At 44.5% G+C, this 863-nt stretch carries 1 protein-coding gene; it reads left to right on the forward strand.

All coding sequences use genetic code 11. The features are described 5' to 3' along the window. Positions 1-807: 2-oxoglutarate dehydrogenase complex dihydrolipoyllysine-residue succinyltransferase (gene odhB / locus A3739_RS27795; RefSeq protein ID WP_082878654.1), on the forward strand; the 807-nt coding region annotated here is incomplete at its 5' end. Positions 808-863: the final 56 nt, after the last annotated feature.

The raw sequence follows: 863 nt of genomic DNA on the forward strand, positions 1-863 counted from the left end.
ATTACAAAAGAAGATATCGTGAAATATCTGAGTGAAAAGCCTGCTGCAGCGCCTGCATCTGCTCCAGTTGCAGCAGCGCCTGATTCGCCACAGTTTGTTGGTGAACGCCCAGAAAAACGCGTACCAATGACGCGTTTGAGAGCAAGTATTGCACGTCGCTTGCTTGATGCTAGCCAAAATACAGCAATGTTGACGACTTTCAACGAGGTCAACATGAAGCCGTTAATGGATTTGCGAAAGCAGTATAAAGATCTATTTGAGAAAACACACAACGGAACGAAGCTAGGGTTTATGTCTTTGTTTGTGAAGGCCGCGGCTGAAGCACTCAAACGATTCCCTGCAGTGAACGCTTCGATAGACGGTAATGACATTGTTTACCATGGCTATCAAGACATTGGTGTTGCTGTATCAACAGAGAAAGGTTTGGTTGTACCAATTCTCCGTGATGCGGACACTATGAGCCTAGCGAAAATTGAATCTTCGATTAAGGAATTTGGTGGTAAGGCTCGCGATGGCAAGTTAACGATCGAGGAGATGACAGGTGGCACGTTCACTATCTCTAATGGCGGTGTGTTTGGGTCGTTAATGTCAACGCCTATTCTTAATCCACCGCAGACTGCGATTTTGGGTATGCACAAAATCCAAGAACGTCCTATGGCGGTCAACGGTGAAGTTGTGATACTGCCAATGATGTATCTAGCACTTAGCTACGATCATAGAATGATCGATGGTAAGGAAGCTGTGCAATTCTTGGTAACGATCAAAGAGTTGATCGAAGATCCAGCACGTATTCTTTTAGATATCTAATTCAGGCGGGAAAATTATGTCAAATAAATATGACGTTATTGTCATTGGCGCAGGCC

It is taken from the genome of Oleiphilus sp. HI0067 (assembly GCF_001635735.1).